Annotated in this window: 5 protein-coding genes; 2 read left to right on the top strand and 3 right to left on the bottom strand. The window is 39.2% G+C overall.

What is annotated here, in order from left to right; genetic code table 11:
• Positions 1 to 165 precede the first annotated feature (165 nt).
• The 3 genes from I6F40_RS19500 to I6F40_RS19490 all read right to left on the bottom strand — a co-directional run bounded on the left by I6F40_RS19500 (position 166) and on the right by I6F40_RS19490 (position 3,460).
• The gene (locus I6F40_RS19500) at positions 166 to 1,167 is read right to left on the bottom strand and encodes a branched-chain amino acid aminotransferase (protein WP_331460313.1); all 1,002 of its coding nucleotides are present in this window, start codon (positions 1,165 to 1,167) and stop codon (positions 166 to 168) included.
• Positions 1,168 to 1,367: 200 nt separating this feature from the next.
• Positions 1,368 to 2,420, bottom strand: a complete 1,053-nt coding sequence (locus tag I6F40_RS19495) for a fatty acid desaturase family protein (protein ID WP_166379346.1) — start codon at positions 2,418 to 2,420, stop codon at positions 1,368 to 1,370.
• Complete coding sequence (locus I6F40_RS19490) at positions 2,417 to 3,460, bottom strand: flavin reductase family protein (protein ID WP_166379395.1); 1,044 nt, start codon at positions 3,458 to 3,460, stop codon at positions 2,417 to 2,419. Before I6F40_RS19490 ends, I6F40_RS19495 begins: the two co-directional genes overlap by 4 nt.
• Before the next feature lie 275 nt (positions 3,461 to 3,735).
• On the opposite strand from I6F40_RS19490, the gene I6F40_RS19485 reads away from it, so the two are divergent.
• A complete protein-coding gene (locus I6F40_RS19485) occupies positions 3,736 to 4,911 on the top strand; it encodes a PQQ-dependent sugar dehydrogenase (protein WP_166379348.1) in 1,176 nt (391 codons plus the stop codon).
• A 177-nt stretch (positions 4,912 to 5,088) separates the two neighbouring features.
• Positions 5,089 to 5,271 (top strand): DUF6435 family protein, encoded by a 183-nt coding sequence (locus I6F40_RS19480; RefSeq protein ID WP_166379350.1) that lies wholly within the window; start codon positions 5,089 to 5,091, stop codon positions 5,269 to 5,271.
• Positions 5,272 to 5,760: the final 489 nt, after the last annotated feature.

The following is a 5,760-nucleotide window of genomic DNA, read 5'->3' as shown; positions in this document are numbered from 1 at the left end:
TAATATTACCGGAGAAAAGAAAGCGAAAAGCTTATCCGCGAACGGTGCTCGCAAAGACACAAAAATATCCAGTTAGGTATAAACGAAAAAACACCACTCGTTCTTAAACGAGTGGTGTTAACCGATTAGGTGGCTTTTTAATGCGAGTTGCTATTAAATCTATAATTAGATTTTAGTTAACCAGCCGTGCTTGTCTTCACTTTTACCCCATTGAATATCGTTCAATGCTTGGCGAAGGCGCGCAGTCGTAGGGCCTGGCTCGCCAGTACCTACTTTATATTCTTTATCGTTATGAATAAACGTACCCACAGCAGTTAGCACAGCTGCAGTGCCCGAAAGCGCCGCTTCAGTACCTGGTTTAGCAGCACGCTCTAATAGCTCAGTAACGCTAAAGTTACGCTCGCTTACCGTCATACCTAAATCTTTTGCAATGGTTAAAATACTATTACGCGTTACACCATGTAAAAACGTGCTATCAAGCGCTTTAGTAATAATTTCGTTGCCATCTATAAGTATAAAGTTAGCAGCACCGGTTTCTTGTACGTCGCCACCTGGGCAAAATAAAATTTGATCAGCTTGATACTTTATACGTGCAGCACTAATAGGCGCCAAAGCACTGGCGTAGTTACCACCACTTTTTACCATACCCATGTGCGGAGCGCAGCGCATACCATCTTCTTCAAGCAATACACGCAGTGCAGTTGCACCACCGGCAAAGTAATCACCTACTGGCGATAGTAACGTGTATAAAAGTGAGCTCATTGATGGCGCAGCCGCTTTACCAATTGCAGCCTCAGTACCAATGTGCGTTGGGCGAATATACATAGAGCCCGGCGGTAATGGCGTTTCATCTGCGTATTCGCGCATAATATCGATAATCATCGTTTTTAGCATACCGCTGTCAAAACTCGGTAAGCTTAATAGCGCTGAGCTTTGTTGCATGCGTGCAATGTTTGCATCCATTCTAAAAAGATAAACAGAACCATCTTCATGGCGAAAGGCTTTTAAGCCTTCAAAACATGTACTTGAATAATGAAGAACGTGCGCACCAGCATGAAGTTCAAGTTTATCGGAAGGGACAATTGAGCTTTCGCTCCATTTATTATCAGAAAAACGAGCTTGAATCATCTGCGGCATAAACACGGTACCAAATGCGGCCATTTTAATCTCTCTTGTGTGGTCTATTTTCCTCCATTGTATGACAATCACACGCTATTTAACCATAGCTAAAGTAAGGCTTTTTTAATTAACTATGAGAAATTTTTGCAAGTGCTGTTTACTAATCAACCGTATTGGATGCTATAAACAAAAAAATCGGTCAGTGTAGTTACACAGACCGATTTTTTCATTCGTTAATTAAAACATGTTTATTTAAACGAATATTTAATAATACGTTTTAACACCGACGTATACTGTCTAAAAAAACTACCTGTATGATAATCAACACCGTGTTTTTTCAAAACAGCTTGTACTTGAGGCGCTACTTCTTGATAGCGCGAAGACGGCATATCAGGAAATAAATGATGCTCTATTTGACAGCTCAAATGCCCAGTTAAAACATGAAACCAATGTGGCCCTTTAATATTAGACGAGCCCAGTACTTGGCGGTAATACCACTGCCCTTGGGTTTCATTTACGCAGTCTTCTTGTTTAAAGGTCTCTGTTTCTTCAGTAAAGTGACCACAAAATATTATGGTCGACGTCCATAAATTACGGATTAAGTTTGCTACTAAATTACCGGCCAATACCCATAAAAATAAAGGTCCTGCAAGTAACGGAAATATCGCATAATCTTTAATTAATTGGCGAGCGCCTTTACTAAAAAAGCGATGCTTTAATGTAGAGTGTGAAACAAGCCCTTCGCGGTTTTCTTTCTTTTTACCAATAAAAACACGCTCTGCAGCCAACTCGTGATACGACACGCCCCACTGAAATAACACACTTAAATTAATATACGTAAAAAACTGCCATACATTTTTAAAACGCCACTTAAAATCATCGCTTAAACGCAACAAGCCATAGCCAAAATCACGGTCTTTACCAATAATATTAGTATACGTATGGTGCTCAAAGTTATGAACGCGGTGCCAACTTTGCCCATCGCACGCTATGTCCCACTCATAATGCTGTGAGTTAAGTTGCTTGTCGTTCATCCAATCGTATTGACCATGCATTACATTGTGGCCAATTTCCATATTGTCTAAAATTTTAGCAAGCGCTAATAGCAACACACCTGCAACCCACAATAATGGCTGAATAAAACCAAGCATTAGCAAAATTCGCCCGCTCCATTCACACACTCGCTGTTTGCGCACAACAGAGCGAATGTAGTCGGCATCTTGTTGGCCAACTTTGCCAAGGGTCTCCATTTTAATGGCATCTAGCTCACTTGCGAGCATGTCATAGTTAATGTTTTTCATAATTGTAACTCCAAATCACTAACAGGTTGGCTTACGCAAAGTTGTATTAATTGCTCGCCGTTGTCACTCAATTCACCTGTTTTTAAATTACGTACCACGCCTGACTTTTTAATACATTGGCATTGATGGCAAATACCAATACCGCAACCGCGTTTAACGGGTAGCTTTTTTTCTTCAAACTGAGGTAGTAAAACATCGTTGCCCGATACAATATGGGCACTGGCGTTAATTTTCACATTAAATTGGCTATCGTCGTTTAAGCTAGGCAGCGCCAAACCAAAGGCCTCTTGGTAGTAATTTAGCTTATGCGTTTTAGCAAAATCACTCACCGTTTGCATAAATGCTGCAGGACCACAGCAGTAAATGTCTGGATTTTCCCACGGCTTAATATTGCTGGTTATATCGCTTGATTGCTCACGCGTTAATAATAAAAACGAAAAATGCTCAAAACGCGCTGCTAACTCACTCAGTTCATCAACACATTGATGCTCAGTGGCTTTTGCGTAATACACTAACGACACTTTTTGCGTAGTTTGGCTTAAGTAATCATCAAGCATAGCCAGCATAGGTGTTATACCCGATCCGCCTGCAATAAAAGTGGCTGGCGTGTGTGTGTTTTTAAATACAAAGTCGCCGTTTGGCGCAGAAATATTGCACCACAAACCCGCTTTTAATGCGCTGCTGAGTAAGCCAGTAAAGCGCCCTTGCGTATTCGTTTTGATTAGTAAGCGCACTAACCCAGTATTTTTAAATTGCTGAGCGCTTGAAGCCACGGTAAAAACGCGTGTTAATAATCGCCCATTAATTTCAAGCGTTAAACTTATATGCTGCCCTGACGTATGCGCCTGCCAATGTTTGCTTGGCTTAAGTTGCACACTTAAAAAGCCGCCATCAAGCACAGCTGTATTAACTACTTGCGCTCTAAACTGCCCTGCACGCCACGCAGGTTTAAACACCTGCATTATTGGCTCTATGTAGCCTGCAAAACTTTGATGGTGTAAAAACCATTTTGAAAATTGGTTTAATACTTTAATTATCATCACTATTAATCTCTTGGATCGTAAAATATTTAACTTTTGAACTTACACGTGTACGCTCAAACTTCAGCGCACAAGTGTACGCTGAAATTTTTAGTTTTCAACCCCAATAGAGTAATTATTCAATTTTTTATTAGCGCTAATTACTAAAACAATTTTCTGTTAAAAGATCATCGTATAAAAATATAAGTGTGTGTTTTTCATTCAACTCAACGCTTAACAAATTTATTTATGCCATGTTAAGGTTATGTAAGATTGGATTAATTTTGGAAGCCATAATGATAAATTTAATGTCACATAACACACTCCCTAAAATAATAAGTGCAGGCTTAACCGTTGCTATGTTTGCTATTAATGCACCCGCAAATGCAAAAAGCGATTACGTAAAAAACTATAAACAGCTCGATACTTTATCGCTTAACGTTAACGCAGTAACAGCGGCAGAAGGTGTGGTTATACCTTGGGCTATTGAGCCTTTAGCTAATGGTGATTTGCTAATATCTGAGCGCAGTGGAACGTTATTTTTATTACCTAAAAATACCACTACGTTAACTAAAGTCTCTGGGTTGCCCGACATTGACGCTAATGGCCAAGGTGGGTTGCTTGATTTATCACTACGCACCGATAGTAAGCAAAACCAATGGCTGTACTTTAGTTACTCAAGTAGTGAGGGCAAAGGAAGCAGAAGTAACACCGCCTTAATGCGCGCCAAGCTAAGTAGCGATCATACGCAGTTGTCTGATCAGCAATTGCTATACAAAGGCGAGCATAATAGTACCAAAGGCCAGCACTACGGCAGCCGTATTGTGTTTGATGATGAAGGTTATGTTTATTTTTCAATTGGCGATCGCGGCTCGCGCGACATAAACCCGCAAGATCTCACGCGGGACGGCGGTAAAATTTATCGTTTAAACGAAGATGGTAGTATCCCAAGCGACAATCCGTTTGTTAAACAAAAAGATGCAAAACATGCGGCATGGTCTTATGGGCACCGTAATCCACAAGGCATGTGGTTTGATAATCAAAACAATATTTTATGGTCTCACGAACACGGGCCGCGCGGCGGCGATGAACTTAATATTATAAAAAAAGGTGCTAACTACGGATGGCCTTTAGTAAGTTATGGCGTTAACTACAGCGGTACCAAGTTTACAGACCTTAAAGAAAAAGACGGCATGCAATCGCCCGTATTACACTGGACCCCTTCAATTGCCCCTTCCGATATGTTGTATGTAACGAGTGATAAATACCCAAAACTTAAAGGTAAGCTATTACTAGCATCAATGAAATTTGCATTTATTAGCGCACTGGAACTATCAAAAGGTAAGGTTGTTAAGCAATATAAAATACTCGATGGAATTGGCAGAGTACGCAGCCTAGCCCAAGGCAGCGATGGTTTTATTTATTTAGGTATTGATGGACAAGGTATTAAACGCCTAGAGCCAGAAACGTAAACACTAGAACTAGAACTAGAACTAGAACTAGAACTAGCACACAGTACGTTAATAATTACACCGTGTTTACTTTGCGCTTTTAAAGCGCAAAGTAAACATTTTCACCAAACAAAGAACTATTAAGCCCATTAATGCGTACACTAACTAAATATAATTTAATAAATTAAGAGAATACTAATGTTTTCATTTTTAAAGCCTGACCCAATAAAAAAACTGCGTAAAGAATACGACGTAAAACTAGAGCAAGGCATGCAGGCACAAAGAAAAGGCGACATTAAAAGCTTTGCTATGTTAAGTGCAGAAGCCGAAAAAATCTGGAGTGAAATAGAAACTCTAGAGGCTAAAAAAGCCAGTAAGTAAATATTCTAAACGCGGCTCTGCTTTAAAAGCAATGAGCCTAGTTTAGTAAAATAAATCGTAAATTCGTATTGCCCCTACTTATACAGATTTAGTGTTTTTTGAATACAGCCAAATAAAAGCAGAAAATAAGTATTGATTAGCCTCCCCTTAAATTACCTTTTTACTTCAGTAATAAAAACTTCCTTAATAAAAAATAAACCACTGTCGATTCAAACTATTTTTATATTTACCCTCACAACATTATTAAAAGTCGTTTTAAGGTTTAACAACAAGCCTTATTTTTCATAAATGCTATAAACAATTGTTTACAATAGTGTTTTTAAATGGAATTATTAGGTAAGGAAGAACACACCTTTTAGAGGGTTATACAGGGCAAGAGCATGAAAAAACACTATAAATTCAATACCTTTTCAAGATAAGCTGTACTGCGCATCGCTTTCTTCTGCTTTGCTGGCATACCTTTACTAAAACTGGTTTCAGCCTTTAATT

Source organism: Pseudoalteromonas sp. SWXJ133, from assembly GCF_015864365.1.
In the GTDB taxonomy this organism is placed as follows: domain Bacteria; phylum Pseudomonadota; class Gammaproteobacteria; order Enterobacterales; family Alteromonadaceae; genus Pseudoalteromonas; species Pseudoalteromonas arctica.
The sequence above is the reverse complement of the archived record's forward strand: the minus strand, read 5'-3'. Positions and strand labels throughout refer to the sequence as shown.